Genomic DNA, 24,048 nt, shown 5'->3' on the forward strand with positions numbered 1-24,048 from the left:
AGCCGTCATATGCCGACAACTGCGCTGATCCGGAACCCATGTCATTGATGACCCAACGGCTATTACCGTTTTTCCTGCTGGGCATCCTGGCCCTGGGCGGCTGCGCCACAATTGATACGCCGCGCACACCCAGCGAGGCGCTGCCAGCCAGTGAGTCGTCATTCGGCCGCTCGATCCAGGCCCAGGCCGCGCCATACAAAGGCCGCTCCGGGTTCCGCCTGCTGCCCAACAGCAGCGAAGCCTTCATGGCCCGCGCCGAACTGATCCGCAACGCCCAGACCAGCCTCGACCTGCAGTACTACATCGTCCACGACGGCATCAGCACCCGCATGCTCGTGGATGAACTGCTCAAGGCCGCCGACCGTGGCGTGCGCGTGCGCATCCTGCTGGACGACACCACCAGCGACGGCCTGGACCAGATCATCGCCACCCTCGCCGCCCACCCGCAGATCCAGATCCGCCTGTTCAACCCGCTGCACCTGGGCCGCAGCACCGGCGTGACGCGGGCCATGGCGCGGCTGTTCGACCTCTCGCTGCAACACCGGCGCATGCACAACAAGCTGTGGCTGGCGGACAACAGTGTGGCCATCGTCGGCGGGCGCAACCTGGGGGATGAGTATTTCGATGCCGAACCCAACCTCAACTTCACCGATATCGACATGCTCAGCGTGGGCCCGGTGGCCGAGCAACTGGGCCACAGCTTCGATCAGTACTGGAACAGTGCGCTGAGCAAGCCCATCGGCGACTTCGTCAGCAGCGCCTCCAAAGGCGACCTGGCCAGCGCTCGCGTACGCCTGGAGGAGTCCCTTGCGCAGTCACGCCAGCAGAATCATGCGCTGTATAACCGCCTGCGCACCTACAAGACCCAGCCGCGCATGGACACCTGGCGCCGCGAGCTGATCTGGGCCTGGAACCAGGCACTGTGGGACGCGCCGAGCAAAGTCCTGGCCAAGGCCGACCCGGATCCACGGCTGCTGTTGACCACCCAACTGGCGCCGGAGCTGGAAGGTGTCAGCCATGAGCTGATGATGATTTCGGCTTATTTCGTACCGGGGCAGCCTGGCCTGGTGTACCTGACGGGTCGTGCGGATGCCGGGGTGTCGGTGAGCCTGCTGACCAACTCCCTGGAAGCCACCGACGTGCCTGCGGTGCACGGCGGCTATGCGCCCTATCGCAAGGCGCTGCTGGAACACGGGGTAAAGCTGTACGAGTTGCGCCGCCAGCCCGGAGACGGCGGCGGCAGTGGCCCGCATCTGTTCCGCAAAGGCACCTTCCACGGCTCGGATTCCAGCCTGCACAGCAAGGCGATCATCTTTGACCGGGAGAAATCCTTCATCGGCTCATTCAACTTCGACCCGCGGTCGGTGCTGTGGAACACCGAAGTCGGAGTGCTGGTGGACAGCCCGGAACTGGCGGAGCACGTGCGCAACCTGGCACTGGAAGGTATGGCGCCGGCCCTCAGCTACGAGGCGAAGCTGCAGGATGGCCAGGTGGTATGGGTGACCGAAGACAACGGCCAACTGCACACCCTGACCCGCGAACCGGGCAGTTGGTGGCGCCGGTTCAATGCCTGGTTCGCCACATCCGTCGGGCTGGAACGCATGCTTTAAGAACAGCACAGAGCCTTGTGGGAGCTGGCTTGCCTGCGATGGCGGAGTGTCAGTTTACGTATCCGGTGCTGACACTCCGCTATCGCGGGCAAGCCCGGCTCCCACAGGTGATCGCATTTCAAGTTCAGGCTGGCTGCACAGCCCCGAATGCTCCTTGGCGAAGCAGCAGAACCACCAACCCCAACGCTCCCGCCGCCATCAGCAGCGGCAAGGCATGCCCGCTGATCCACTGGCTGCCGGCACCCGCCACCAACGGCCCGATCAGGCAGCCAATGCCCCACAGCTGCGCGATGTGGGCATTGGCGCGCACCAGCGCGTCGTCGCGGTAGCGCTCGCCAATCAGGATCAGCGACAAAGTGAACAACCCGCCGGCGCTGGCGCCGAACAGCACCCACACCGGCCAGATCATCAGCGTCTCCAACAGCAGCGGAATCGCCAGGCTCGTCGCCAGCAGCATCAGCGCACAGCCGAGAAACAGCGTGCGTCGAGGCAGGTAATCCGCCAATGCGCCAATCGGCAGCTGCAGCAACGCATCACCGACCACCACGGTGCTGACCATCGCCAGGGCGATCTCGGCGGTGAAGCCCTGCTGCAGGCAATACACCGGCAACAGCGTAAGAATCATTGCCTCAAATGCGGCGAATAACGCCACCGCCCAGGCAATCGCCGGCAAGCCCTGGCAGAAGCGCAGCAGGTCGCCGAAGGTCACGCTGAAGGACTCGGCAGTGGGCGCGCCGGAGCGGCCCAGCAGCAGGATCGGCGAGAACGTCAGCAGGCCGACGCCCACCCAGAAGCCAATGTCGTTATCGGTGCCCAGCGCGCCCAGCAGCAACGGGCCCGACAGCTGGCTCAAGGCATAGCTGCAGCCATACAGCGCCACCAGACGGCCGCGCCAGCGTTCGATCACCAGTTGGTTGATCCAGCTTTCGCCGAGGATAAACACGATGGTCAGGATCACCCCGATCATCAGCCGCAGCACCAGCCACACCGGGTAGCTGGGCAATACCGCCAGCAAACCGATGGAAATCGCCCCGCCCCACAGGCACAGGCGCATCAGGTTCGCCGTGCCCAGGCGCGAGGCCAGGCCGCTGGAGACCTTGGCGCCGAGCAGCACACCGAAGGCCGGCATCGCGGCCATCACACCGATGGCGAAGCTGCCGTAGCCCCAGCTTTCCAGACGCAGGGACACCAGTGGCATGCTCACGCCCAGGGCCAGGCCCACGCTCAAGACCGACGCCAGCACGGCGAAATAGGTCGCCCAACGCATTTCCACGCTCCTGTGGATCATTATTTTTCAGGGCTGCAAACGAACTGTAGGAGCTTACCCATGTGGGAGCCGGGCTTGCCCGCGATGCAGGCACCGAGGTGTGTCAGTCACACCACGGTGATGCTATCGCAGGCAAGCCAGCTCCCACACAAGCTCGCTCCTACAGGGGATTGCGAGTGTTACTTACAGCTTGATCCAGGTCGCCTTCAGCTCGGTGTACTTGTCGAACGCGTGCAGCGACTTGTCGCGGCCGTTACCCGACTGCTTGAAGCCACCAAACGGCGCGGTCATGTCGCCGCCATCGTACTGGTTGACCCACACGCTACCGGCACGCAGTGCCTTGGCGGTGAGGTGCGCCTTGGAGATGTTCGACGTCCACACCGCAGCGGCCAGGCCGTATTGGGTGTCGTTGGCGATCGCGATGGCTTCTTCCACGCTGTCGAAGGCAATCACCGACAGTACCGGGCCGAAGATTTCTTCCTGGGCGATCTTCATGGCGTTGGTCACGCCGTCGAAAATCGTCGGCTCGACATAGGTGCCGCCGCTTTCCTGCAACGTGCGCTTGCCACCGGCCACCAGCTTGGCTCCATCGGCGTGCCCGGCCTCGATGTACGACAGCACGGTGTTCATCTGCTGGGTGTCCACCAGTGCTCCGACCGTGGTGGCCGGGTCCAGCGGGTTGCCCGGCTTCCAGGCCTTGAGGGCCTCGATCACCAGCGGCAGGAATTTATCCTTGATGGAGCGCTCTACCAGCAGGCGCGAACCCGCGGTGCACACTTCGCCCTGGTTGAAGGCGATGGCGCCGGCCGCGGATTCGGCGGCGGCTTGCAGGTCCGGGGCATCGGCAAACACGATGTTCGGGCTCTTGCCGCCAGCTTCCAGCCAGACGCGCTTCATGTTCGACTCGCCGGAGCGAATCAGCAGTTGCTTGGCGATCTTGGTGGAGCCGGTGAACACCAGGGTGTCGACGTCCATGTGCAGCGCCAAGGCGTTGCCCACGGTGTGGCCATAACCCGGCAGCACGTTGAACACGCCTTTCGGGATCCCGGCTTCAACGGCCAGGGCAGCGATACGGATGGCGGTCAGCGGCGACTTTTCAGACGGCTTGAGGATCACCGAGTTACCGGTGGACAGCGCCGGCCCGAGTTTCCAGCAGGCCATCATCAGCGGGAAGTTCCACGGCACGATGGCCGCGACAACACCGACTGGCTCACGAGTCACCAGGCCCAGTTGGTCGTGGGGGGTGGCTGCGACTTCGTCGTAGATCTTGTCGATGGCCTCGCCGCTCCAGCTCAGGGCTTGCGCCGCGCCGGGAACGTCGATGTACAGGGAATCGCTGATTGGCTTGCCCATGTCCAGGGTTTCAAGCAGGGCCAGCTCTTCGGCGTTGGCCTTGAGCAAGCCGGCGAAACGGATCATGGTGGCTTTGCGCTTGGCCGGCGCCAGGCGCGACCAGGCACCGGAATTGAACGTGGCGCGGGCGTTTTCTACGGCACGCTGGGCGTCAGCGACGTCACAGCTGGCAACGGTTGTCAGCAGGCGGCCATCGACCGGGCTGAGGCATTCGAACGTGTCGCCGGAAACGGCGGCGGTGTATTCGCCATTGATGTAGGCGCGGCCTTCGATCTTCAGATCCTTGGCGCGCTGTTCCCAGTCGGCACGGGTCAGGGTGGTCATGCGAGTGTCCTCCTCTTATTGAATACAAGGGCCGGGCGATGTACCCAGGCACCTTCGAAGAATTCTTGCCCGGCCAGCCAGCTGTTCGGCTCAAGGCAGCTGCCACCCTAAACCAGCGACGATGGATGTTTCAATATATTTGACATAACGCCAGCAAACGCCCTTGCGATGTTCATTTTAATAAACATAGACTTTGAGCTCTCCAACCGCAGGCCAGACGGGACACACCCATGAACATCCAGAATATCGTCGACTTCAGCCAGGCCAGGACCGAACCTGACCGCTACCGTCCGGCCGCGGAGAAAATCCTCAAGGGCGATCCCGAGCAAACCGTCTACAACCACTACAACAGTCCGTGCGGCCAGATGAGCGCCGGGGTCTGGGAGGGTGACGTCGGGCAGTGGAAGGTCAACTACACCGAGCATGAGTACTGCGAGATCGTGCAGGGCGTCTCTGTATTGCGTGACGCCGATGGCAACGCCAAGACCTTGCGGGCCGGCGACCGCTTCGTCATCCCGGCCGGTTTCAGCGGCACCTGGGAAGTGCTGGAGCCGTGCCGCAAGATCTACGTGGTGTTCGAAGAAAAGGCCTGATCAATTCTTCAGGCACAAAAAAAAGCCCGCATCGTGAGATACGGGCTTTTTTTCACAAGAAAGAAAACCAATTACTTGATTTTGCCTTCTTTGTAGATCACGTGCTTGCGAACGCGCGGGTCGAACATTTTCTTTTCGAGCTTGTCCGGGGTAGTACGCTTGTTCTTGTCGGTAGTGTAGAAGTGACCAGTACCGGCGCTAGAGATCATTCGAATCAATTCACGCATGATTTAGCTCCTTAGATTTTGCCGTCGCGGCGCAGTTCGGCCAGCACGACAGTGATGCCACGCTTGTCGATAACACGCATGCCTTTGGCAGATACGCGCAGACGGACAAAACGTTTCTCTTCTTCAACCCAAAAGCGATGATGCTGCAGGTTTGGCAGGAAACGACGACGGGTTTTGTTGTTTGCGTGGGAAATGTTATTCCCAGTCACCGGACCCTTACCGGTAACTTGACAGACTCTCGACATGCCTCAGCCCTCTAAAACCACATGCCCAACCCGGCATGGGTTGGCCGCTTAATCTCTCAGTCATTTGGCGCCAGGCGCCGCGTTTCTTTAGGGTCTTACCGGCTACACCTACTAGCGAAGGAACCGGGCCCCTAGAAAAGAGCGCTGCTTTATACCAGAAAGACCCCAGTGCAACAACAGGCCGTGTGTTTTTACACGCGTAAATCCAGGCCATGGACGCCTGAGCCGTTGCCAGGGTGGGCCGCTATAGAAGCTAACCGCTCGTCGCACAGAATGATTTACAGCGCCCGCACGCACTGCAAAGTGCTCGGCAAAACGACCTGAGGCGCCATCAAAACAGTATTTGAGGCAAAAGCACAGGCAAAAATGGGCTAGTCATTTGTGAATCAGGCCACTACGGTAGGACTTTTCCAGACTGCACTCGCAGATGGGCCTTCGATCTGCAAAGGAAACCGAATATGCGCCTCGCTGCCCTACCGCTATTGCTAGCCCCTCTTTTTATTGCTGCACACGCCCAGGCGGCCACCACCTTGAGCGTCTGCACCGAAGCCAGCCCCGAAGGCTTCGACGTGGTGCAATACAACTCGCTGACCACCACCAACGCCTCGGCAGACGTATTGATGAACCGCCTGGTGGACTTCGACGCCACCAGCGGCAAGTTGGTCCCGAGCCTTGCGGACAGTTGGGAAGTGTCGCCGGATGGCCTGACCTACACCTTCAAGCTGCACCCGGATGTGAAATTCCATCGCACCGAGTACTTCACCCCAAGCCGCACCCTGACCGCCGAAGACGTGCGCTTCAGCTTCGAGCGCATGCTCGACCCGGCCAACCCGTGGCACAAGATCGCCCAGAGCGGCTTCCCCCACGCCCAGTCGCTGCAATTGCCCACGCTGATCAAAAAGATCGACGCCCTCGACCCGCTGACCGTGCGCTTTACCCTGGACCACGCCGACTCGACCTTCCTCGCCGCATTGAGCATGGGCTTTGCCTCGATCTACCCGGCGGAGTACGCCGACAAGCTGCTCAAGGCCGGCACACCCGAGAAGCTCAACAGCCAGCCTATCGGCACCGGGCCGTTCGTTTTCGGGCGTTTCCAGAAAGACGCGACGATTCGCTACAAGGCCAACCCGGACTATTTCGCCGGCAAGCCTGCGGTGGACAACCTGATCTTTGCGATCACCCCGGACGCCAACGTGCGCCTGCAGAGATTGCGTCGCGACGAATGCCAGATCGCCTTGTCGCCCAAGCCGCTGGACATCGATGCCGCCAAGAAAGACGCTGACCTGAAGATCGAGAAAACCGCAGCCTTCATGACCGCGTTCGTCGCCATCAACAGCCAGCATCCGCCGCTGGATAAGCCTGAAGTTCGCCAGGCGATCAACCTGGCCTTCGACAAGGCCAGCTACCTCAAGGCCGTATTTGAAGGCACCGCCGAAGCCGCCAACGGCCCGTATCCGCCCAACACCTGGAGCTACGCCAAGGAATTGCCGGGCTATCCGCAAGACATCGCCAAGGCCAAGCAGCTACTGGACCGCGCCGGGCTCAAGGATGGCTTCAAGACCACCATCTGGACCCGGCCGTCGGGCAGCCTGCTGAACCCCAACCCAAGCCTGGGCGCGCAGTTGCTGCAAGCAGACCTGGCCAAGGTCGGCATCCAGGCTGAAATCCGCGTGATCGAATGGGGCGAACTGATCCGCCGCGCCAAGGCCGGCGAGCACGACCTGCTGTTCATGGGCTGGGCCGGCGACAACGGCGACCCGGATAACTTCCTCACGCCGCAGTTCTCCTGCGCGGCGGTGAAGTCCGGCACCAACTTCGCCCGCTACTGCGACCCTGCGCTGGACAAGCTGATCAGCGCCGGCAAGACCACCAGCGAACAAGGCGTGCGCAGCAAGCTGTACCAACAGGCCCAGGCGCAGATCCAGCAACAGGCGCTATGGCTGCCACTGGCGCACCCGACCGCGTTTGCCCTGACGCGCAAGAATGTCGAGGGGTATCAGGTGAGCCCGTTTGGTCGCCAGGATTACTCGAAAGTCAGCGTCAAGCCATAAGCTCCAAGCTGCAAGCCTGCTCGAGGCTTGCAGCTTGCCACTTGCAGCTGCTTTCACCCTACATCCACCCATACTCCGCCATCGACAGCGGGTCACCCTCCCCCACGATGATGTGGTCCAGTACCCGCACGTCCACCATTTCCAGGGCCTTTTGCAGCACCTTGGTCAATTTTCGATCAGCCATGCTTGGTTCGGCGTTGCCGGAAGGATGGTTGTGGCACAGGATCAGTGCCGCAGCGTTGTAGTCCAGGGCGCGCTTGACCACTTGCCGGGGGTAGACCGTGGCGTTGTCGATAGTCCCTTGAAACAGCTTCTCAAAGCCCAACACCCGATGCTTGGCGTCGAGAAACAGGCAGCCGAATATCTCGTGGGGCTCGTGGCGTAGCAGCGCCTTGAGGTAGTCGCGCACGGCCACCGGGCTTTCCAGCACCGAATCGTTACGCAGACGCTCGGCCAAATGACGGCGGGCCATCTCCAGCACCGCCTGGAGCTGGGCGAACTTGGCCGCCCCCAACCCCAAATGCTGGCTGAACACCGCCTGCCTGGCCTCCATCAGCGAGCGCAGGCTGCCAAACTGCGCCAGAAGGTGACGTGCCAGGTCCACGGCACTTTTACCGGCCACCCCGGTACGCAGGAAAATCGCCAGCAACTCAGCGTCGGAAAGGTTCTCCGCGCCCAACTCCAACAGCTTCTCCCGCGGACGCTCTGCTGCGGGCCAATCGCGAATACTCATCCCACCTCCGTGTGCATGTGCGCCGCTGTTGCATGGCGGACGCTGTGGTATCTTAGGCCATCTTTTTGCGTGCGATTTCACCTGGGGAGGGGGCATCGCAACGCCATCACTGAACTGGAAAGGCAAGCCAATGCAGCGTCTGTATCGGAAACGCATCGTTCTCGGCGTCGGCGGCGGCATTGCCGCCTACAAGAGCGCAGAGCTGGTTCGCAGGCTCCTGGACCAAGGCGCCGAAGTGCGCGTGGTCATGACCCGTGGCGGCAGTGAATTCATTACCCCGTTGACCATGCAAGCCTTGTCCGGCCACCCGGTTCACCTCGACCTGCTGGACCCTGCGGCCGAAGCTGCCATGGGCCACATCGAGCTGGCCAAATGGGCCGACCTGGTACTGATCGCCCCGGCCACCGCCGACCTGATCGCCCGCCTGGCCCAAGGCATTGCCGACGACCTGCTGACCACCCTGGTGCTGGCCACCGACGCCACCGTGGCCATCGCCCCGGCCATGAACCAGGCCATGTGGCGCGACCCGGCCACCCAGGCCAACACCCAACTCCTGCAAAGCCGCGGCCTCAAGGTCTTCGGCCCGGCCTCCGGCAGCCAGGCCTGTGGCGACGTGGGCATGGGCCGCATGCTCGAAGCCACCGACCTCGCCCAATGTGCCGCCGACTGCTTCCAGCACCTGGCCCTGACCGGCAAGCACGTGCTGATCACCGCCGGCCCGACCCAGGAAAACATCGACCCGGTGCGTTACATCACCAACCATAGCTCAGGAAAAATGGGCTTTGCCCTGGCTGAAGCAGCGGTCGAGGCAGGCGCACGGGTGACCTTGATCACCGGTCCGGTGCATCTGCCGACCCCAGATCGCGTCACCCGAATCGACGTAGTCAGCGCCCGCGACATGCTGGCGGCCTGTGAGGCGGCGATTCCCTGCGACCTGTTCATCGCTTCGGCAGCGGTGGCGGACTACCGCCCGGAAGTGGTTGCACCACAGAAGCTCAAGAAAGACCCTACAAGCGGCGACGGCCTGCTCCTGCAAATGGTCCGCAACCCGGACATTCTGGCCACCATCGCCACCCGTGAAGACCGTCCGTTCAGCGTCGGTTTCGCTGCCGAGACCGAGCATCTGCTGGACTACGCCGCACGCAAACTGAAAGACAAAAACCTCGACCTGATTGTCGCCAACGATGTCGCCAACCCGAGCATCGGCTTCAACAGCGAGGAAAATGCCATCAGCGTGATCGACCGCGAGTTGCACGCTACCGTTTTCGCCCAGACCAGCAAGGGCAAGATTGCCCGCCAACTGATCTCTTTTATCGCCCTACGGCTGAACCAGGTTTAATTTCCATGCACGCTTTGCAAGCCAAGATCCTCGACCCACGCATCGGCAACGAATTCCCGCTGCCGGCCTACGCCACTCCGGGCTCCGCCGGCCTCGACCTGCGCGCCATGCTCAAGCAGGACACCGTGCTTGAGCCGGGCCAGACCATTCTGATTCCGACCGGCCTGTCGATCTACGTGGGCGACCCTGGCCTGGCGGCGCTGATCCTGCCGCGCTCCGGCCTGGGCCACAAACACGGGATCGTCCTCGGCAACCTGGTGGGCCTGATCGATTCGGACTACCAGGGCGAGCTCATGGTGTCGTGCTGGAACCGCGGCCAGACCGCGTTCAACATCGCCGTCGGCGAGCGCATTGCCCAGCTTGTACTGGTGCCGGTGGTGCAGGCGCACTTCGAACTGGTCGAAGAATTCGACGAAACCCAGCGCGGTGCAGGCGGCTTCGGGCATTCCGGCAGCCACTGACTAAGCTGAACTGACTTAGCCGAACCTGGCCGGGTGCCTCACCCGGCCTGACGCCAACGCATGGCCTTTCAGGATGAAGAATGCGCGGAACTTATCAGCAAGATTTCCCCAGTGAAATCAGGGCATTAGGCGGGCAAAAGGGCGGAGCTCCGGCGCCGATGGCACTTTTGCACCACGAACTCTATGCCAAAAACGCCGTCTTACCCTTCAGTTTGAGCCTGCCGGTCAGCACCCTTGAGGCCAGCCCCGCCCTTTTCAGATGGAGTTCCCCCCCGCAATGAGCAACGCAGCCCGAGTCGCCCCGTCATTTCCCGACAGCATTTTCCGCGCCTATGACATCCGTGGCGTGGTCCCCAAGACCCTGACCGCCGAGACCGCCTACTGGATCGGCCGCGCCATTGGCTCCCAGAGCCTGGCCCAGGGCGAGCCCAACGTGTCCGTAGGCCGTGACGGCCGCCTGTCCGGCCCCGAGCTGGTGGAGCAACTGATCCAGGGCCTGGCCGACAGCGGCTGCCATGTGAGCGATGTAGGCCTGGTGCCGACGCCGGCGCTGTACTACGCGGCCAACGTACTGGCCGGCAAGTCGGGCGTGATGCTCACCGGCAGCCACAACCCGTCGGACTACAACGGCTTCAAGATCGTGATCGCCGGCGATACCCTGGCCAACGAACAGATCCAGGCCCTGCACACCCGCCTGAAGACCAACGACCTGACCAGCGGTGCCGGCACCATCACCAAGGTTGAGATTCTCGATCGTTATTCGGACGAAATCACCCGCGACGTCAAACTCGCCCGCCGCCTGAAAGTGGTGGTGGATTGCGGCAACGGCGCGGCCGGCGTGATCGCCCCGCAACTGATCGAAGCCCTGAACTGCGAAGTGATCCCGCTGTTTTGCGAGGTGGACGGCAACTTCCCCAACCACCACCCGGACCCGGGCAAGCCTGAAAACCTGGTGGACCTGATCGCCAAGGTCAAGGAAACCGGCGCCGACCTGGGCCTGGCGTTCGATGGCGACGGCGACCGCGTCGGTGTGGTGACCAACACCGGCAATATCGTGTTCCCGGACCGCCTGCTGATGCTGTTTGCCCGCGACGTCGTGGCACGCAACCCGGGCGCCGAGATCATCTTCGACGTCAAATGCACCCGCCGCCTGACGCCGCTGATCAAGGAATACGGCGGGCGTCCGCTAATGTGGAAGACCGGTCACTCGTTGATCAAAAAGAAAATGAAGGAAACCGGCGCCCTGTTGGCCGGCGAAATGAGCGGCCACGTGTTCTTCAAAGAGCGCTGGTTCGGTTTTGACGACGGTATTTACAGCGCCGCTCGTCTGCTGGAGATCCTCAGCAACGAAAAATCCACCGCCGAAGACCTGTTTGCAACCTTCCCGGATGATATTTCTACGCCAGAGATCAATATCCATGTGACCGAAGAGAGCAAATTCAGCATCATTGACGCACTGCACGATGCGCAATGGGGCGAAGGCGCCAACCTGACCACCATTGACGGCGTGCGGGTCGATTACGCCAAAGGCTGGGGCCTGGTTCGCGCGTCCAACACCACACCGGTGCTGGTGCTGCGTTTCGAGGCGGATTCCGAGGCTGAGTTGCAGCGCATCAAGGACGTGTTCCACGCCCAGTTGAAACGTGTTGCCCCTGATCTCCAATTACCGTTCTGATTTTTTGTACCGGAGCCCTGAATGACCCTCGAACGCGAAGCCGCCGCCAATACCGCCAAGGTCCTTTCCGAAGCGTTGCCTTACATTCGACGCTACGTCGGCAAGACGCTGGTGATCAAGTACGGCGGCAATGCCATGGAAAGCGACGAGCTGAAGACCGGCTTTGCCCGCGACATCGTGTTGATGAAAGCCGTCGGGATCAACCCGGTGGTGGTACACGGTGGCGGCCCGCAAATCGGTGACCTGCTCAAACGCCTGTCCATCGAGAGTCATTTCATCGACGGCATGCGCGTGACCGACGCCCAGACCATGGACGTGGTGGAGATGGTCCTGGGCGGCCAGGTGAACAAAGACATCGTCAACCTGATCAACCGTCATGGCGGCAGCGCCATCGGCCTGACCGGCAAGGACGCCGAGCTGATCCGCGCGAAGAAGCTCACCGTGACCCGCAAGACCCCGGAGATGACCCAGCCGGAAATCATCGACATCGGCCAGGTGGGCGAAGTGATCGGCATCAACACCGATCTGCTGAACCTGCTGGTGAAAGGCGATTTCATTCCGGTGATCGCGCCTATCGGCGTGGGTGCCAACGGTGAGTCCTACAACATCAACGCCGACCTGGTGGCCGGCAAGGTGGCCGAGGCGCTGAAGGCCGAGAAGCTGATGCTGCTCACCAACATCGCCGGCTTGATGGACAAGGAAGGCAAGGTCCTGACCGGCCTGACGACCCAGCAAGTGGACGACCTGATCGCCGACGGCACCATCTACGGCGGCATGCTGCCGAAGATCCGTTGCGCACTGGAAGCGGTGCAAGGCGGCGTCGGCAGTTCGTTGATCCTGGACGGCCGGGTTCCAAATGCGATCCTGCTGGAAATCTTCACCGACACCGGTGTGGGTACCCTGATCAGCAATCGCAAGCGCCCTTAAGCACTGGAAAACTAAAAGCCCCACCCCCTGTAGGAGCGAGCTTGCTCGCTCCTACAGGGGGTGGGGCTTTTTTATTGCCTGGCTTTCAGATCAAACGCCGAACTGCTCGCGATAGGCCTTGACCGCCGGCAAATGCTGCTTGAGCTGCGGGTCGTCTTCCAGGAACTGCAACACCTGGTTCAGCGATACGATGCTCACCACCGGAATCGCGAAATCGCGCTCCACTTCCTGGATCGCCGACAATTCACCGTTGCCACGCTCCTGGCGGTTCAGCGCGATCAACACGCCGGCGGCCTTGGCGCCGTCCTGGGAAGCGATGATCTGCATCACCTCGCGAATCGCGGTGCCGGCAGTGATCACGTCATCGATGATCAGCACGTCGCCCTTGAGCGGTGCGCCCACCAGGCTGCCGCCTTCGCCGTGTGCCTTGGCTTCCTTGCGGTTGAAGCACCATGGCAGATCCTGCCCGTGATGTTCAGCCAACGCCACGGCGGTCGCGGCGGCCAGGGGAATGCCCTTGTAGGCCGGGCCGAACAGCACGTCGAAGGAAATACCACTTTCAACGATGGCGGCCGCATAGAAACGACCCAGCTGCGCCAGGGCAGAACCCGAGTTGAAAAGGCCGGCATTGAAGAAGTAAGGGCTGGTGCGCCCGGACTTCAGAGTGAACTCACCGAAGCGCAATACGCCGCGATCGATGGCAAAACGAATGAAATCGCGTTGATACGCCTGCATGAAAAAAGCCTCAGATACCACGGATTTAGCTAATTAGGTAGACGGCGTGTATCATACACGCACGCGATTTTTGGGGCCATTTATGCGGATCATCAGTGTGAACGTCAATGGTATTCAGGCTGCAGTCGAGCGTGGTTTGCTCAGTTGGCTGCAAGCCCAGAATGCCGACGTCATCTGCCTGCAGGACACCCGCGCCTCCGCCTTTGAACTGGACGACCCAGCCTTCCAACTGGATGGCTACTTCCTTTATGCCTGTGATGCCGAAGTTCCCACCCAAGGTGGCGTGGCTTTGTATTCGCGGTTGCAACCCAAGGCGGTCATCAGCGGCCTCGGCTTCGAGACAGCCGACCGCTACGGGCGCTACCTGCAAGCCGATTTCGATAAGGTCAGCATTGCGACCTTGCTGCTTCCATCAGGGCAGAATGGCGATGAAGACTTGAACCAGAAGTTCAAGCTAATGGACGACTTCGCCCGTTATCTGGATAAACAGCGGCGCAAACGTCGCGAGTACATTTACTGTGGCTCGCTGTACGTGGCGCAACAGAAGCTGGATATCAAGAATTGGCGCGACAGCCAGCAATCCCCGGGTTTTCTGGCGCCGGAACGGGCCTGGATGGACGAGATTGTCGGCAACATGGGCTATGTCGATGCCCTGCGGGAAGTCAGCCGCGAAGGCGACCAGTACAGCTGGTGGCCGGATAACGAACAGGCCGAGATGCTGAATCTGGGCTGGCGTTTTGATTACCAACTGCTGACCCCGGGCCTGCGCCGCTTCGTTCGCAGCGCACGCCTGCCACGCCAGCCGCGCTTCTCGCAGCACGCGCCGCTGATCGTGGACTACGACTGGACACTGACCATCTAAGGTCTTTTTCCTGGCACAAAAAAACCGACATCGCTGTCGGTTTTTTTGTGGGCGGTGGTTATTTGATCAACCGCAACGTCCACGGATAACGATAAGCCACGCCCTTGTTGGCCTTGATGCCGGCAATGATCGTCATCACCACCGCGCCAATCACCAGCACGGTCATCAACACGAAGCCGATCACGATAAAGCCCAGCAGGAAGCAGACCGCCCAGGCGATGCCCACGGTGATCTGGAAGTTCAGCGCTTCCTTGCCCTGGTCATCAATGAACGGGTCCGTGTCCTTCTTCACCTGCCAGAGAATCAACGGCCCGAGCAGGCTGCCGAATGGGAACATCAACCCGAAGAACGCCGCGAAGTGACAGAGCATCGCCCACTGGCGAACTTCCTTGGACGGTGTCGGCAGTGGAAGTTGACTGTCACTCATGGCGTAGCTCCTTGGGGTTGAATCAGTCCGCCAATGCGGCGTTCTGCAGTTCGAAGATCTCGGTCATGCCTTTCTGGGCCAGCGCCAGCATGGCGTTCAGGTCTGCCGGCTGGAATGGCGCGCCTTCGGCGGTGCCCTGCACTTCGATGAAACCACCGGTGCTGGTCATCACCACGTTCAGATCGGTCTCGGCAGCCGAATCTTCAAGATAGTCTAGATCCAGCACAGGCTCGCCCTGATACATGCCGACCGACACTGCCGCGATCATCTGCTTGAGCGGATCGCCGCCTTTCAGGCCGCCACGTTTCTTGATGACTTTGAGCGCATCGACCAGGGCAACCATGGCACCGGTGATGGATGCCGTGCGGGTGCCACCGTCGGCCTGGATCACGTCGCAGTCGACGTACAGGGTGACGTCGCCCAGCTTGGACATGTCCAGCGCAGCACGCAGGGAACGGCCGATCAGGCGCTGGATTTCCAGGGTGCGGCCGCCTTGCTTGCCACGGCTGGCTTCACGCTGGTTACGCTCGCCGGTGGCGCGCGGCAGCATGCCGTATTCGGCGGTCAACCAACCCTGGCCCTGGCCCTTGAGGAAACGCGGCACGCCATTTTCGACGCTGACGGTGCAGATAACCTTGGTATCGCCAAACTCGACCAGTACGGATCCCTCGGCGTGTTTGGTGTAGTTGCGGGTGATGCGGATCGAGCGGAGCTGATCGGCAGCGCGACCACTTGGACGTTTCATAGGGGATACCTGTACGGAGGACGAAAAACTGCCGAGCATTATAGAGCCGCCAGCCCTGATCGGCACGACTAAAAAATCCTGTTACAAACCAGGCAGCGAAGCCACTGTTTGGGGCCACCCGTCCCGTTGAGCTACAATCCTGCGCCTTCGCAGCCTGTCGGCTTCAATCTACCCATCAGCCCGCCCGTTTGCGGGACTGCATCGCGAGGTACCTCCATGGTGCACAGCATGACCGCCTTCGCCCGCGTCGAAAAAGCCGGCGTCCAAGGCACCCTGAGCTGGGAATTGCGCTCGGTCAACAGCCGCTACCTGGAGCCGCACCTGCGCCTGCCGGAATCGTTTCGCGACCTCGAAGGCGCGGTCCGTGAGGCACTGCGCCAAGGCATCTCCCGCGGCAAGCTGGAATGCACCCTGCGCTTTACCGAGGAAACCACTGGCAAGCCGTTGCAAGTGGATCGCGAGCGCGCAGCCCAATTGGTCGCCGCCGCCGAAACCATCGCCGGCCTGATCAAACAGCCTGCCGCCATCAATCCACTGGAAGTGCTGGCCTGGCCCGGCGTGCTGGTGGCCGACGCCACCGACCCGCAAGCCCTGAATGCCGAGGCCCTTGCCCTGTTCAACCAGGGCTTGAAAGAACTCAAGGCCGGCCGCGAACGCGAAGGTGCCGAACTGGCCCGCCTGATCAGCGACCGCCTGACCTCCATCGAACAAGACGTGGTGACCCTGCGCGAACTGGTGCCGCAGATGCTTGCCACCCAGCGCCAGAAGGTCCTGGACCGCTTCACCGACATGCAGGCCGAGCTGGATCCGGTACGTCTTGAGCAAGAAATGGTGCTGCTGGCACAGAAGAGCGACGTCGCCGAAGAACTCGACCGCCTGAGCACCCACATCCTGGAAGTGCGCCGCGTGCTCAAGTCGGCCGGTGCCGCCGGTCGGCGCCTGGACTTCCTGATGCAGGAACTCAACCGCGAAGCCAATACACTGGGCTCCAAAGCCTTTGATCCGCGCAGCACACAGGCGGCGGTCAACCTCAAAGTGTTGATCGAGCAAATGCGCGAACAAGTACAGAATATCGAGTAAGGCACCCTGACATGACCCACAGCACCGGCACCCTCTACATCATTTCTGCCCCATCGGGCGCGGGCAAAAGCAGCCTGGTCAAAGCCCTGACCGACGCTGACGAGCAGATCCGCATCTCGGTGTCCCACACCACCCGCGCCATGCGCCCGGGTGAAGTGAACGGCGTGCACTACCACTTCGTCGAGCGCACCGAGTTCGTGAAGATGATCGAGCACGGTGATTTCCTCGAGCGCGCCGAAGTGTTCGGCAACCTCTACGGCACCTCGCAAAGCCACCTGCAGCAGACCCTGGACGAAGGCCACGACCTGATCCTGGAAATCGACTGGCAGGGCGCCGAGCAGGTGCGCCAGCTGATGCCGAAAGCCCGTTCGATCTTCATCCTGCCGCCATCACTGGAAGCGCTGCACCAGCGCCTGACCAACCGTGGCCAGGACAGCGACGAGATCATCGAAGGCCGCATGCGCGAAGCCGTCAGTGAAATGAGCCACTACGTCGACTACGACTACCTGATCATCAACGACGATTTCGCCCACGCCCTGGACGATTTGAAGGCAATTTTCCGCACCAATCAGCTTCAGCAAAAGCGTCAGCAGCAGCGTTTCGGCAAATTATTGGCTGAACTGCTCGGCTGATTGGCTCTTCCCAAAACCGCTGCAAGGGCTTTACATTGGCACTTGTAGCGCGTTTGCGATGGCCTGCGAAAAATCAGCGCTTCCCTAAACGCTGGTGATTTTTTAAACTGTTCAGTCCGCTCGCCCAACCGGGCAGCGCGCATATTGCATTCGCTCCGAGGAATACCATGGCCCGCGTAACCGTTGAAGACTGCCTAGAACACGTGGATAACCGCTTTGAGCTGGTCATGCTCTCTACCAAGCGTGCCCGTCAACTGGCCACTGGCGGCAAAGAGCCCCTGGTCCAGTGGGAAAACGACAAGCCTACCGTTGTAGCCCTGCGTGAAATCGCTGAAGGCCTGATGAGCTACGAGTTCATCGCCAACGCCGAAATCGTTGAAGACGAACCGCTGTTTGCAGCGTTCGAGGACGAGTCCAACGAGGCCGTCTAAGCCTATGCCTGGTCGACGTAGCACGGCGCGGGGTCACAGCCAACGGCAGGAGTTAATACTTTGCCGAGCATAGACGCCCTCGCCGATCGCTTATCGACCTACCTCGGCCCAGACCAGGTCAACCTGGTCCGCCGAGCGTATTTCTACGCCGAACAAGCCCACGACGGCCAACGCCGCCGCAGTGGTGAGGCGTACGTCACGCATCCTCTTGCCGTGGCAAACATTCTTGCCGACATGCACATGGACCATCAGAGTTTGATGGCTGCGATGCTGCATGACGTGATCGAAGACACCGGCATTGCCAAGGAAGCGCTCAGTGCGCAATTTGGCGAAACCGTGGCCGAACTGGTCGACGGGGTCAGCAAACTGACCCAGATGAACTTCGAGACCAAGGCCGAAGCCCAGGCGGAAAACTTCCAGAAGATGGCCATGGCCATGGCCCGGGACATCCGCGTGATCCTCGTGAAGCTGGCCGACCGGCTGCACAACATGCGCACGCTGGAAGTGCTGTCCGGCGAAAAACGCCGGCGCATCGCCAAGGAAACCCTGGAAATCTACGCGCCCATCGCCAACCGGCTGGGCATGCACGCCATTCGTATCGAGTTCGAAGACCTCGGCTTCAAAGCCATGCACCCGATGCGTTCCGCACGCATCTACCAGGCAGTCAAGCGCGCCCGGGGCAACCGCAAGGAAATCGTCAACAAGATCGAAGAGTCCCTGAGCCACTGCCTGGCGATCGATGAGATCGAGGGCGAGGTCAGCGGCCGGCAGAAACACATCTACGGCATCTACAAGAAGATGCGCGGCAAGCGCCGGGCCTTCAACGAGATCATGGACGTGTACGCGTTCCGGATCATCGTCGACAAGGTCGATACCTGCTACCGCGTGCTGGGTGCTGTACATAATTTGTACAAGCCCCTGCCGGGACGCTTCAAGGACTACATCGCGATTCCCAAGGCCAACGGCTATCAGTCGCTGCATACGACGCTGTTCGGTATGCACGGGGTGCCGATCGAGATCCAGATCCGCACCCGCGAAATGGAAGAGATGGCCAACAACGGCATCGCCGCCCACTGGCTGTACAAGTCCACCGGTGACGAGCAGCCAAAAGGCACCCATGCCCGCGCCCGCCAGTGGGTCAAGGGCGTGCTGGAAATGCAGCAACGTGCCGGCAACTCCCTGGAATTTATCGAAAGCGTGAAGATCGACCTGTTCCCGGACGAGGTCTACGTGTTCACACCCAAAGGCCGGATCATGGAGCTGCCCAAAGGCTCCACGGCGGTCGACTTCGCCTACGCGGTGCACACCGACGTGGGTAACAGCTGCATAGCCTGTCGGATCAATCGTCGACTGGCCCCGCTGTCGGAACCGCTGCAAAGCGGCTCCACGGTGGAGATCGTCAGCGCACCGGGCGCACGCCCGAACCCGGCCTGGCTCAACTTCGTGGTTACCGGCAAGGCCCGTACCCACATCCGTCACGCCCTGAAACTGCAACGCCGCTCCGAGTCCATCAGCCTGGGCGAACGCCTGCTGAACAAGGTGCTCAACGGCTTCGACAGCTCCCTGGACAAGATCCCGGCCGAGCGCGTGCAGGCGATGCTCCACGAGTACCGCCAGGAACTGATCGAAGACTTGCTGGAAGACATTGGCCTGGGCAACCGCATGGCCTATGTGGTCGCCCGCCGCCTGCTGGGCGAAGGCGAACAACTGCCAAGCCCCGAAGGCCCGCTGGCGATTCGCGGCACCGAAGGCCTGGTGCTCAGCTACGCCAAATGCTGCACGCCGATCCCGGGCGACCCGATTGTTGGCCACCTGTCCGCCGGCAAAGGCATGGTGGTGCACCTGGACAACTGCCGCAACATCAGTGAAATCCGCCACAACCCCGAGAAATGCATCCAGCTTTCGTGGGCCAAGGATGTCACCGGCGAATTCAACGTCGAACTGCGGGTCGAGCTGGAACACCAGCGCGGCCTGATCGCCCTGCTGGCCAGCAGCGTCAATGCGGCCGACGGCAATATCGAGAAAATCAGCATGGACGAACGCGATGGCCGCATCAGCGTGGTCCAACTGGTGGTCAGCGTGCACGACCGCGTGCACCTGGCCCGCGTAATCAAGAAACTGCGCGCCCTGACCGGGGTCATCCGCATCACCCGGATGCGCGCCTAGCTCTTCATTTAGCCCCGCCCATTACAAGGAGTCCTCATGACCAAGACTGTTATCACCAGCGACAAGGCACCAGCAGCAATCGGTACTTATTCCCAGGCGATCAAGGCGGGCAATACCGTCTACATGTCCGGCCAGATTCCACTGGACCCAAAAACCATGGAGTTGGTTGAAGGCTTTGAAGCACAAACCATCCAGGTCTTCGAAAACCTGAAGTCGGTTGCCGAAGCCGCAGGCGGTTCGTTCAAGGACATCGTCAAGCTGAACATCTTCCTCACCGACCTGAGCCACTTCGCCAAGGTCAACGAGATCATGGGCAAGTACTTCGAACAACCCTACCCAGCCCGCGCCGCCATCGGCGTTGCCGCCCTGCCAAAGGGCGCGCAGGTTGAGATGGACGCCATTCTGGTCATCGAGTAAAACATCCGGCGCAGCGCTTCCACGGGAAGGCTGCGCCGAATTGGTTCTTGGAAGGATTTCGTAATGCGCAAAGCGCTCGTTGCCTCTTCGTTGCTCGCCCTGCTGCTCGGCGGCTGCGCCAGCAATCCCGCCGACCTGGATGTGAGCGGCACCTGGATCAACCAGGCCGCCATCGATGCGGCAGCCAAGGGCGGCCCTTTGCGTGAAGCCCTGCAGAGCTATGGTCCGAACCTCGAATGGGAGGTGAACACCAAAGCATCCCAGGCCCGCTACTACAACGGTTTTGAAGTCGCTGAAGGCAAGTTGCTGGGTGAAAAATCCGGCGCCTGGAGTGTCGATTTCTACGGTGGCACCGCCACCGAACTCAAGCGTAAAGGCAAACAACTGCTGCAAGGGGCCAATGATAACGAGCCCGAGCAACTGTTCGCCCGTGCCAAAGACCCTGCCCCCGAAGGCGCGCCGCTGGGCGCCAACTTCGAGCGCACGCTGTACGCCGCTTATATGGGCGGCACCTGGAAGATCAGCAGCGGCAATGGCGAAGGCGCGACCGTGCAGTTCCAGGCCAATGGCCAGGTGACCGGCCTGCCGGGCGCCGATCAGTACTCGCTGTGCCTGGCAGGCGATTGCGCCTCCATGAGCGGCGGCTACGACAGCATCTGGCTGCAACTGAACGGCCAGGGCAACCCGTGGATCTTTGCGCGCAAAGGCAAACAACTGGAAATCTTCCAGGCGATCAATACTGCCCAGGCTGACGAGGTGCCCTCGTTTACCCCGGGGCCGCGGCAGTGGTTGCTGGAAAAACAGTGATACAGAAAAAAGGAGCCCACGGGCTCCTTTTTTCTGTAGGAGCAAGCTTGCTCGCGAAGGGCGTCAACGATAACGCCAGCATCCTGAATTAACGCGGTGTCTTTGCGTTTTTCGCGAGCAAGCTCGCTCCTACATTGGGCCCCATGGTTTTTACCGTCCAGGGATTGCCGCCATGCGCACATTACTTGTCCTTAGCCTGATCCTGCTTGGCGGCTGCACCCATACGCCACCAACAACCGACATCAGCGGGCTGTGGATCAATCAGGCGGCCATCGATTCAGCCGCCCAAGGCCGGCCTTTGTTGCGAGCCATCGATGCCCACGGTTTGAACCTGGAATGGAACATCGACACCCGAAGCGGCAAGGCGCAAGTCAGCAATGCGTTCGAGCTCGGCGAGGGCCAATTGCTGCCGAAGGCGCCGGGCCTATGGACCGTCGACTACAACGGCCATGGCACCGACGAGCTTCAATCGGATGGCAAACAGTTGATCCAACTCCCCACAGAGCGTTATGCCGGGCAAGTGTTTAGACGCCCTGAACCGCCAGCTTCGGCGGGAGCGAAGTGGGGCACAACCTTCCGGCAGGCGCTGAACTCAGCCTATATGGGCGGCCAGTGGAAAATCATTGAAGGCCAAGGCACCGGCAACATCGTAGTGTTCACGGCGGATGGCCGCGTGTCAGGCCTGGCGCAAAACGACCGGTACGAGCTGTGCCTGGGCGGCGATTGCGCCACCCAGGGCGCAGGCAATGACACGCTCTACCTGGGCAAGGGCGATGTCGGAGACGGGTGGATTTTCGTCCGCTACGGCAAACGGCTGGAAATTCTCCAGGCGATCAACCTGTCCCAGCCCGACGAAATCCCCCAGCTCACTCCAGGGCCACGCCAGTGGCTGCTGGAAAAACAGTGACGCCATCAACCCTCGAGAATGGCCGCATACCCTTCGCGATAACTGGGATAACGTGGCACCCAGCCCAGCGCCTTGGCCCGGGCGTTGCTGCATTGCTTGCTGCCGGCCCGACGCACGCTGGCGTTCTCGGCCCATTCGGTCACGCCAAGGTATTCGCGCAACCAGCCCACCACGTCGGCCAGCGGTGCCGGAGCGTCGTCGACGCCGATGTAGCATTTATCCAGCACACCGCCCTGCTCCACGTGTTGCAGCAAAAACGCCAGCAAACCCGCAGCGTCATCCGCGTGGATGCGGTTGCCATATAAAGGTGGATCAATCGCCACACGATAACCCTGGCGCACCTGGCTCAACAGCCATTCCCGGCCGGGGCCGTAGATACCGGTCAGGCGCACGACGCTCGCGGGAATGCCGCTATTCAATGCCACTTGCTCGGCTTCCAGCATCACTTGCCCGGAATAACCGCCCGCCTGGGTCTCGGAGCTTTCGTCGACCCACTCACCATTCTGCTGCCCATACACGCTGCTGCTGGATACAAACAGCAGATGTTTAGGCTCCTGGCCGTAGTCGTTCAACCACTCCAGCACATGCTGCAACCCCTGCACGTAAGCGGCGCGATAGCCGGCCTCGTCGTGATCGGTGGCCGCCGCGCAGTACACCAGGTAATCCACCCCGCCCACCGGCCAGGTGTCGGGGCAGTCTTCATTGAAGAGGTCGCCGGCAATGCCAATAACACCCTTGGGAAGGCGCGAGATATCCCGGCGCAGGCCATGAACCTCCCAGCCCTGGGCCAGCAATTGGGTGGCCAGACGGCTACCGACATCGCCGCAACCGGCAATCACCACAGAAGGCGCAGACATCACAAAACTCCGTTCTCAAAGGTCAAGATTAGCCCCCGCAGATGACCAGCGGCCAGCAAAACGACAAATAAAGTATCCGTATTGCTTCTGTTAACAAGAATTACTTGCAATAATAACCGCCCTTTTGTCCTCGACCCGTTACAGGTCTGGAAGGACAACCACTCATTTTTTCTCTCAGGTCCGGCCAGCATGACACGCAATACATCCCCCGCTTCGCCAACCAAGCCTCACAGCCCGTCCCGCGCCTGGCGTGCGATTGCTGCAGTGCTGTTCAGCGTTCTGCTGGCACCGACCGCCGCATTCGCCGACAACACTGCGCCGGCTGCCCAGCCTGCTGCCACCGCGCCAGCCCACGAGCAAAATGCTCCTGCTCCGGCTGCCGCACCGGCTGCCACCGACCCTGCCCTCGCCGCCGAAGGCGCACCGGCTGACGAGACCGGCGTCGTGCTGGAAGAAGACAACAGCCTGGGCATGGCCCACGACCTGTCGCCCTGGGGCATGTACCAGAACGCTGACATCATCGTGAAGATCGTGATGATCGGCCTGGCCATCGCCTCGATCATCACCTGGACCATCTGGATCGCCAAGGGCTTCGAGCTGCTGGGCGCCAAGCGTCGCCTGCGCACTGAAATCGTCCACCTGAAAAAAGCCACCACCCTGAAGGAAGCCAGCGAAAGCGCGGCGAAGAAGGGCACCCTGGCGAACCTGCTGGTTCACGACGCACTCGAAGAGATGCGCCTGTCGGCCAACAGCCGTGAAAAAGAAGGCATCAAGGAACGCGTCAGCTTCCGCCTGGAGCGCCTGGTTGCCGCCTGCGGTCGCAACATGAGCAACGGCACCGGCGTGCTGGCAACCATCGGTTCCACCGCGCCCTTCGTCGGTCTGTTCGGTACCGTGTGGGGCATCATGAACAGCTTCATCGGCATCGCCAAAACCCAGACCACCAACCTCGCCGTCGTGGCGCCCGGCATTGCCGAAGCCCTGCTGGCAACCGCACTGGGCCTGGTTGCCGCGATTCCTGCGGTGGTCATCTACAACGTCTTCGCCCGTTCGATCGCCGGCTACAAGGCCCAAGTATCGGACGCTTCGGCAGAAGTCCTGTTGCTGGTCAGCCGTGACCTCGATCACCTGCCTACCGAGCGCAGCTCGCAACCGCACATGGTGAAAGTGGGGTAAT

The 24,048-nt window shown here is 61.4% G+C and carries 24 protein-coding genes and 1 pseudogene; 16 read left to right on the plus strand and 9 right to left on the minus strand.

Going from position 1 to position 24,048, the window contains the following annotated elements; translation table 11 throughout:
- The first annotated feature begins 47 nt into the window (after window positions 1-47).
- Window positions 48-1,610, plus strand: a complete 1,563-nt coding sequence (locus tag V3W39_RS09145; RefSeq protein WP_177043723.1) for a phospholipase D family protein — start codon at window positions 48-50, stop codon at window positions 1,608-1,610.
- A 124-nt stretch (window positions 1,611-1,734) separates the two neighbouring features.
- Here the strand turns inward: V3W39_RS09145 and V3W39_RS09150 are convergent, their stop codons facing one another.
- Both V3W39_RS09150 and V3W39_RS09155 read right to left on the minus strand, forming a co-directional pair.
- Complete coding sequence (locus V3W39_RS09150) at window positions 1,735-2,877, minus strand: MFS transporter (RefSeq protein WP_259195464.1); 1,143 nt, start codon at window positions 2,875-2,877, stop codon at window positions 1,735-1,737.
- Window positions 2,878-3,060: 183 nt separating this feature from the next.
- Entirely contained in the window at window positions 3,061-4,554 is a 1,494-nt protein-coding gene (locus V3W39_RS09155; RefSeq protein WP_177043721.1) for an aldehyde dehydrogenase, read from the minus strand.
- Between the two features lie 230 nt (window positions 4,555-4,784).
- Here V3W39_RS09155 and V3W39_RS09160 point away from each other — a divergent pair, with 230 nt between their 5' ends.
- Window positions 4,785-5,147, plus strand: a complete 363-nt coding sequence (locus V3W39_RS09160; RefSeq protein ID WP_177043720.1) for a cupin domain-containing protein — start codon at window positions 4,785-4,787, stop codon at window positions 5,145-5,147.
- A gap of 71 nt (window positions 5,148-5,218) precedes the next feature.
- Here the strand turns inward: V3W39_RS09160 and rpmG are convergent, their stop codons facing one another.
- Window positions 5,219-5,374: a 50S ribosomal protein L33 gene (rpmG, locus tag V3W39_RS09165; protein WP_003176906.1), complete on the minus strand. Its 156-nt coding sequence runs from the start codon at window positions 5,372-5,374 to the stop codon at window positions 5,219-5,221.
- Window positions 5,375-5,385: 11 nt separating this feature from the next.
- Complete coding sequence (gene rpmB / locus V3W39_RS09170) at window positions 5,386-5,619, minus strand: 50S ribosomal protein L28 (RefSeq protein ID WP_003213263.1); 234 nt, start codon at window positions 5,617-5,619, stop codon at window positions 5,386-5,388.
- A gap of 458 nt (window positions 5,620-6,077) precedes the next feature.
- Between rpmB and V3W39_RS09175 the strand changes: the two genes are divergently transcribed.
- Window positions 6,078-7,670, plus strand: a complete 1,593-nt coding sequence (locus V3W39_RS09175) for an ABC transporter substrate-binding protein (RefSeq protein WP_177043719.1) — start codon at window positions 6,078-6,080, stop codon at window positions 7,668-7,670.
- A 58-nt stretch (window positions 7,671-7,728) separates the two neighbouring features.
- Here V3W39_RS09175 and radC read toward each other — a convergent pair whose 3' ends face one another.
- Entirely contained in the window at window positions 7,729-8,403 is a 675-nt protein-coding gene (gene radC / locus V3W39_RS09180; RefSeq protein WP_177079169.1) for a RadC family protein, read from the minus strand.
- Between the two features lie 130 nt (window positions 8,404-8,533).
- Here radC and coaBC point away from each other — a divergent pair, with 130 nt between their 5' ends.
- From coaBC to argB, 4 genes and pseudogenes are all read left to right on the plus strand, one after another.
- On the plus strand, window positions 8,534-9,742 hold the full coding sequence (gene coaBC, locus V3W39_RS09185; protein ID WP_010168193.1) for a bifunctional phosphopantothenoylcysteine decarboxylase/phosphopantothenate--cysteine ligase CoaBC: 1,209 nt from the start codon (window positions 8,534-8,536) through the stop codon (window positions 9,740-9,742).
- Window positions 9,743-9,747: 5 nt separating this feature from the next.
- Window positions 9,748-10,203: a dUTP diphosphatase gene (dut, locus tag V3W39_RS09190; RefSeq protein WP_003213270.1), complete on the plus strand. Its 456-nt coding sequence runs from the start codon at window positions 9,748-9,750 to the stop codon at window positions 10,201-10,203.
- Window positions 10,204-10,462: 259 nt separating this feature from the next.
- Window positions 10,463-11,878, plus strand: a pseudogene (locus V3W39_RS09195) (phosphomannomutase/phosphoglucomutase); the annotation flags it as partial.
- A gap of 21 nt (window positions 11,879-11,899) precedes the next feature.
- Window positions 11,900-12,805, plus strand: a complete 906-nt coding sequence (gene argB / locus V3W39_RS09200) for an acetylglutamate kinase (RefSeq protein ID WP_003213275.1) — start codon at window positions 11,900-11,902, stop codon at window positions 12,803-12,805.
- Between the two features lie 90 nt (window positions 12,806-12,895).
- Here argB and pyrE read toward each other — a convergent pair whose 3' ends face one another.
- The gene (pyrE, locus tag V3W39_RS09205; protein WP_177043716.1) at window positions 12,896-13,540 is read right to left on the minus strand and encodes an orotate phosphoribosyltransferase; all 645 of its coding nucleotides are present in this window, start codon (window positions 13,538-13,540) and stop codon (window positions 12,896-12,898) included.
- A gap of 82 nt (window positions 13,541-13,622) precedes the next feature.
- Here pyrE and V3W39_RS09210 point away from each other — a divergent pair, with 82 nt between their 5' ends.
- On the plus strand, window positions 13,623-14,402 hold the full coding sequence (locus tag V3W39_RS09210) for an exodeoxyribonuclease III (RefSeq protein ID WP_003195493.1): 780 nt from the start codon (window positions 13,623-13,625) through the stop codon (window positions 14,400-14,402).
- A gap of 58 nt (window positions 14,403-14,460) precedes the next feature.
- Here the strand turns inward: V3W39_RS09210 and V3W39_RS09215 are convergent, their stop codons facing one another.
- The gene (locus V3W39_RS09215; RefSeq protein ID WP_088422066.1) at window positions 14,461-14,829 is read right to left on the minus strand and encodes a DUF4870 domain-containing protein; all 369 of its coding nucleotides are present in this window, start codon (window positions 14,827-14,829) and stop codon (window positions 14,461-14,463) included.
- 22 nt (window positions 14,830-14,851) lie between these two features.
- A complete protein-coding gene (rph, locus tag V3W39_RS09220; RefSeq protein WP_003213280.1) occupies window positions 14,852-15,574 on the minus strand; it encodes a ribonuclease PH in 723 nt (240 codons plus the stop codon).
- A gap of 216 nt (window positions 15,575-15,790) precedes the next feature.
- Here rph and V3W39_RS09225 point away from each other — a divergent pair, with 216 nt between their 5' ends.
- From V3W39_RS09225 to V3W39_RS09255, 7 genes are all read left to right on the plus strand, one after another.
- The gene (locus V3W39_RS09225) at window positions 15,791-16,654 is read left to right on the plus strand and encodes a YicC/YloC family endoribonuclease (RefSeq protein WP_177043715.1); all 864 of its coding nucleotides are present in this window, start codon (window positions 15,791-15,793) and stop codon (window positions 16,652-16,654) included.
- 11 nt (window positions 16,655-16,665) lie between these two features.
- A complete protein-coding gene (gene gmk, locus V3W39_RS09230) occupies window positions 16,666-17,286 on the plus strand; it encodes a guanylate kinase (RefSeq protein WP_010168203.1) in 621 nt (206 codons plus the stop codon).
- Window positions 17,287-17,453: 167 nt separating this feature from the next.
- The gene (gene rpoZ / locus V3W39_RS09235; protein ID WP_003176920.1) at window positions 17,454-17,717 is read left to right on the plus strand and encodes a DNA-directed RNA polymerase subunit omega; all 264 of its coding nucleotides are present in this window, start codon (window positions 17,454-17,456) and stop codon (window positions 17,715-17,717) included.
- A gap of 60 nt (window positions 17,718-17,777) precedes the next feature.
- Entirely contained in the window at window positions 17,778-19,883 is a 2,106-nt protein-coding gene (gene spoT, locus V3W39_RS09240; protein WP_008439435.1) for a bifunctional GTP diphosphokinase/guanosine-3',5'-bis pyrophosphate 3'-pyrophosphohydrolase, read from the plus strand.
- A gap of 36 nt (window positions 19,884-19,919) precedes the next feature.
- Window positions 19,920-20,300 carry a RidA family protein gene (locus V3W39_RS09245; protein ID WP_003213288.1) on the plus strand — a complete coding sequence of 127 codons (381 nt, stop codon included), beginning with the start codon at window positions 19,920-19,922 and terminating at the stop codon, window positions 20,298-20,300.
- 63 nt (window positions 20,301-20,363) lie between these two features.
- Window positions 20,364-21,107, plus strand: a complete 744-nt coding sequence (locus V3W39_RS09250) for a hypothetical protein (protein ID WP_177079167.1) — start codon at window positions 20,364-20,366, stop codon at window positions 21,105-21,107.
- Window positions 21,108-21,279: 172 nt separating this feature from the next.
- On the plus strand, window positions 21,280-22,014 hold the full coding sequence (locus V3W39_RS09255; protein WP_330212518.1) for a hypothetical protein: 735 nt from the start codon (window positions 21,280-21,282) through the stop codon (window positions 22,012-22,014).
- 5 nt (window positions 22,015-22,019) lie between these two features.
- Here V3W39_RS09255 and V3W39_RS09260 read toward each other — a convergent pair whose 3' ends face one another.
- Window positions 22,020-22,871, minus strand: a complete 852-nt coding sequence (locus V3W39_RS09260; RefSeq protein WP_177119978.1) for an SDR family oxidoreductase — start codon at window positions 22,869-22,871, stop codon at window positions 22,020-22,022.
- Window positions 22,872-23,060: 189 nt separating this feature from the next.
- Between V3W39_RS09260 and exbB the strand changes: the two genes are divergently transcribed.
- A complete protein-coding gene (gene exbB / locus V3W39_RS09265; RefSeq protein WP_330212519.1) occupies window positions 23,061-24,047 on the plus strand; it encodes a tonB-system energizer ExbB in 987 nt (328 codons plus the stop codon).
- The last annotated feature ends 1 nt before the right edge of the window (window position 24,048 follow it).

The sequence above is a fragment of the Pseudomonas sp. Z18(2022) genome (genome assembly GCF_036346535.1).
GTDB classification, from domain to species: Bacteria; Pseudomonadota; Gammaproteobacteria; order Pseudomonadales; family Pseudomonadaceae; genus Aquipseudomonas; species Aquipseudomonas yamanorum_A.

What these genes read in the sequence shown, in the direction of transcription:
- argB (WP_003213275.1), top strand. Translation starts at nt 11,900, where the DNA reads ATGACCCTCGAACGCGAAGCCGCCGCCAATACCGCCAAGGTCCTTTCC.
- rph (WP_003213280.1), bottom strand. Translation starts at nt 15,574, where the DNA reads ATGAAACGTCCAAGTGGTCGCGCTGCCGATCAGCTCCGCTCGATCCGC.
- rpmG (WP_003176906.1), bottom strand. Translation starts at nt 5,374, where the DNA reads ATGCGTGAATTGATTCGAATGATCTCTAGCGCCGGTACTGGTCACTTC.
- rpmB (WP_003213263.1), bottom strand. Translation starts at nt 5,619, where the DNA reads ATGTCGAGAGTCTGTCAAGTTACCGGTAAGGGTCCGGTGACTGGGAAT.
- rpoZ (WP_003176920.1), top strand. Translation starts at nt 17,454, where the DNA reads ATGGCCCGCGTAACCGTTGAAGACTGCCTAGAACACGTGGATAACCGC.
- V3W39_RS09175 (WP_177043719.1), top strand. Translation starts at nt 6,078, where the DNA reads ATGCGCCTCGCTGCCCTACCGCTATTGCTAGCCCCTCTTTTTATTGCT.
- radC (WP_177079169.1), bottom strand. Translation starts at nt 8,403, where the DNA reads ATGAGTATTCGCGATTGGCCCGCAGCAGAGCGTCCGCGGGAGAAGCTG.
- V3W39_RS09245 (WP_003213288.1), top strand. Translation starts at nt 19,920, where the DNA reads ATGACCAAGACTGTTATCACCAGCGACAAGGCACCAGCAGCAATCGGT.
- coaBC (WP_010168193.1), top strand. Translation starts at nt 8,534, where the DNA reads ATGCAGCGTCTGTATCGGAAACGCATCGTTCTCGGCGTCGGCGGCGGC.
- V3W39_RS09260 (WP_177119978.1), bottom strand. Translation starts at nt 22,871, where the DNA reads ATGTCTGCGCCTTCTGTGGTGATTGCCGGTTGCGGCGATGTCGGTAGC.
- V3W39_RS09150 (WP_259195464.1), bottom strand. Translation starts at nt 2,877, where the DNA reads ATGCGTTGGGCGACCTATTTCGCCGTGCTGGCGTCGGTCTTGAGCGTG.
- exbB (WP_330212519.1), top strand. Translation starts at nt 23,061, where the DNA reads ATGACACGCAATACATCCCCCGCTTCGCCAACCAAGCCTCACAGCCCG.
- pyrE (WP_177043716.1), bottom strand. Translation starts at nt 13,540, where the DNA reads ATGCAGGCGTATCAACGCGATTTCATTCGTTTTGCCATCGATCGCGGC.
- V3W39_RS09225 (WP_177043715.1), top strand. Translation starts at nt 15,791, where the DNA reads ATGGTGCACAGCATGACCGCCTTCGCCCGCGTCGAAAAAGCCGGCGTC.
- V3W39_RS09255 (WP_330212518.1), top strand. Translation starts at nt 21,280, where the DNA reads ATGCGCACATTACTTGTCCTTAGCCTGATCCTGCTTGGCGGCTGCACC.
- V3W39_RS09215 (WP_088422066.1), bottom strand. Translation starts at nt 14,829, where the DNA reads ATGAGTGACAGTCAACTTCCACTGCCGACACCGTCCAAGGAAGTTCGC.
- V3W39_RS09155 (WP_177043721.1), bottom strand. Translation starts at nt 4,554, where the DNA reads ATGACCACCCTGACCCGTGCCGACTGGGAACAGCGCGCCAAGGATCTG.
- V3W39_RS09250 (WP_177079167.1), top strand. Translation starts at nt 20,364, where the DNA reads ATGCGCAAAGCGCTCGTTGCCTCTTCGTTGCTCGCCCTGCTGCTCGGC.
- gmk (WP_010168203.1), top strand. Translation starts at nt 16,666, where the DNA reads ATGACCCACAGCACCGGCACCCTCTACATCATTTCTGCCCCATCGGGC.
- V3W39_RS09210 (WP_003195493.1), top strand. Translation starts at nt 13,623, where the DNA reads ATGCGGATCATCAGTGTGAACGTCAATGGTATTCAGGCTGCAGTCGAG.
- V3W39_RS09145 (WP_177043723.1), top strand. Translation starts at nt 48, where the DNA reads ATGACCCAACGGCTATTACCGTTTTTCCTGCTGGGCATCCTGGCCCTG.
- V3W39_RS09160 (WP_177043720.1), top strand. Translation starts at nt 4,785, where the DNA reads ATGAACATCCAGAATATCGTCGACTTCAGCCAGGCCAGGACCGAACCT.
- dut (WP_003213270.1), top strand. Translation starts at nt 9,748, where the DNA reads ATGCACGCTTTGCAAGCCAAGATCCTCGACCCACGCATCGGCAACGAA.